Genomic DNA, 2,381 nt, shown 5'->3' with positions numbered 1-2,381 from the left:
GATGGACAGAATGCTCTACACCGCCATGAGCGGCGCCCAGCGCAGCCTGGCGGCTCAGGATGTCGCCAGTCATAACCTGGCCAACCTCTCGACCACCGGCTTTCGCGAGATGCTGACGCTGTCGCGGGCGGTGGATGTGCAGGGCGAAGGGCTGGCGACACGCGTCTCCAGTCAGCTGACCACCGCGGGGGCCTCGATGGCCCAGGGCACGATCCAGACCACGGATCGCGCGCTGGATGTCGCGCTGGACGGCCCCGGCATGCTGGCCGTGCAGGGCGCGAATGGCGAGGAGCTCTACACCCGCAACGGCGCGCTGCAGATCGATGCCGATGGTGTCCTGACCTCCGGCGGCTTGCCGGTAATGGGCGATGGCGGGCCGATCGAGCTGCCGCTCAACGCCATCGTGCATATCTCCGCCGATGGCAGCGTGAGTGCGCGCTCGGCGGCGGATGCACCTGACACCATGGTGCTGCAGGCCCAGCTCAAGCTGGTCAATCCCGAGGCCATTCCCGGCAGCCCGGCGCTTGTGCGCGGCGAGGACGGCTATTTCCGTCAGCCGCCGACTGCGGCGGGGGAGGCCGCGCCACCGCTGGTTGCCGACCCGCTGGTGCGGGTCGTCTCCGGCGCCCTGGAGAGCAGCAACGTCTCGGCGACCGACGCGATGGTCGCCATGATCAACAACGCGCGCAGTTTCGAGATGCAGATGAAGAGCATCGATACGGCAGAGCGCATGGCCGAGCGTGGCAACAGCCTGCTTGGTACCGACTGACCCCGTAATCACGGCGGAGCCCCCTGATGATTCGTGCCCTATGGACAGCCAAGAGCGGCCTTGAAGCTCAGCAGATGCAGATGGACGTCACGGCCAACAACCTGGCCAACGTCTCGACCAATGGTTTCAAGCAGTCGCGCGCGGTGTTTGAAGATCTGCTCTACCAGAACATGCGCCAGCCCGGCGCTGCCTCCTCTGCCACCACCGAGCTGCCTTCGGGGCTGCAGGTGGGCACCGGGGTGCGCACCGTGGCCACCGAGCGTCTGCACATCCAGGGCAATCTGGAGCAGACCGAGAACTCCAAGGATGTCGCGATCAATGGTCAGGGCTTCTTCGCGGTGATGCTGCCGGATGGCACCAATGCCTATACCCGCGATGGCTCCTTCCAGCTCGACAGTACCGGCCAGATGGTCACCGCCAGTGGCTACCCGCTGGACCCGGCGATCGTCATTCCGGCCAATGCCCTGAGTGTCGATATCGCCTCCGATGGCGTGGTCAGCGTCACCCAGCCCGGTTCCACCAACAGCACCGAGGTCGGTCAGCTGCAGCTGTCCACCTTCATCAACCCGACGGGCCTGTTCAGTCGTGGCGAGAATCTGTATTCCGAGACCGATGCCTCGGGGCCGCGCAGTGACAACGTGCCGGGCTTCAATGGTGCGGGCACTCTCTATCAGGGCTTCGTCGAGACCTCCAACGTCAACGTGGTGGAAGAGATGGTGGGCATGATCCAGAACCAGCGTGCCTACGAGATCAATTCCAAGGCCGTGACCACCACCGATCAGATGCTGGAGCGTCTGGTCCAGATGTAAGGGTTGTCGCATGTCGCTTTCGCGTGATCTCCCGGTGGTGGCGCTGCCATCCCTGTCAGCTGTTTGCCCACGCCAGATTGGCTTGGCGATGCCCGGATTGGCGTTGCCTGGCTGGCGTCGCATGCGCCGCGCGCTGGCCGGATTGGCGCTGCTGACCATGACGCTGGTAGGCGCCGGGTGTGCCCATACCCCCAGCGAGCCGCTGGTCGATACCACGCCAATGGAATCGACGATGCAGCCGCGCCCGGAACCGATGGCCAATGGCGCCATCTTCCAGCCGCTGTATGGCAACCAGCCGCTGTTCGAGGATCGCCGCCCGCGTGCCATCGGTGACATCATCACCATCCTGCTCGACGAGAATGTCAGCGCCAGCAAGAGCTCGGCCAGCAATGCCAGCCGCGACGGCAGCCTCGGTTTCTCGCTGACCGCCATCCCCGATTTCATGACAGGGCTGCTGGATGGCACCGATGCCGATATCGAGGGCGAGAATGACTTCACCGGCAGTGGTGGCTCGAATGCCAACAACAGTTTCACCGGCACCATCACCGTGACGGTCAGTCAGGTGCAACCCAACGGCAATCTGGAGGTGCGCGGCGAGAAGCGCATCGCGATCAATCAAGGCACCGAGTCGATTCGCTTCTCCGGAGTGGTCAATCCGCGCACGATTTCCTCGGCCAATACGGTGCAGTCCACCCAGGTGGCCAGTGCACGCATCGAATATGTCGGTGATGGCTATATCAATGAGGCACAGAACATGGGCTGGATGCAGCGCTTCTTCCTCAATCTGGCGCCGTTCTGAGCCT

At 64.0% G+C, this 2,381-nt stretch carries 3 protein-coding genes; all 3 read left to right on the top strand.

The genetic code is table 11. From position 1 onward, the window contains the following. Positions 1 to 769: flagellar basal body rod protein FlgF (locus tag AC4FAH_RS13725; RefSeq protein WP_288387954.1), on the top strand; the 769-nt coding region annotated here is incomplete at its 5' end. 26 nt (positions 770 to 795) lie between these two features. Continuing rightward, positions 796 to 1,578, top strand: coding sequence for a flagellar basal-body rod protein FlgG (flgG, locus tag AC4FAH_RS13720; protein ID WP_054556613.1), 783 nt, complete (start codon positions 796 to 798; stop codon positions 1,576 to 1,578). A gap of 121 nt (positions 1,579 to 1,699) precedes the next feature. Continuing rightward, positions 1,700 to 2,377: a flagellar basal body L-ring protein FlgH gene (locus AC4FAH_RS13715; RefSeq protein WP_288387960.1), complete on the top strand. Its 678-nt coding sequence runs from the start codon at positions 1,700 to 1,702 to the stop codon at positions 2,375 to 2,377. Positions 2,378 to 2,381: the final 4 nt, after the last annotated feature.

This window comes from Cobetia sp. (genome assembly GCF_983723665.1).
The sequence above is the reverse complement of the archived record's forward strand: the minus strand, read 5'-3'. Positions and strand labels throughout refer to the sequence as shown.

What these genes read in the sequence shown, in the direction of transcription:
- flgG (WP_054556613.1), top strand. Translation starts at nt 796, where the DNA reads ATGATTCGTGCCCTATGGACAGCCAAGAGCGGCCTTGAAGCTCAGCAG.
- AC4FAH_RS13715 (WP_288387960.1), top strand. Translation starts at nt 1,700, where the DNA reads ATGCGCCGCGCGCTGGCCGGATTGGCGCTGCTGACCATGACGCTGGTA.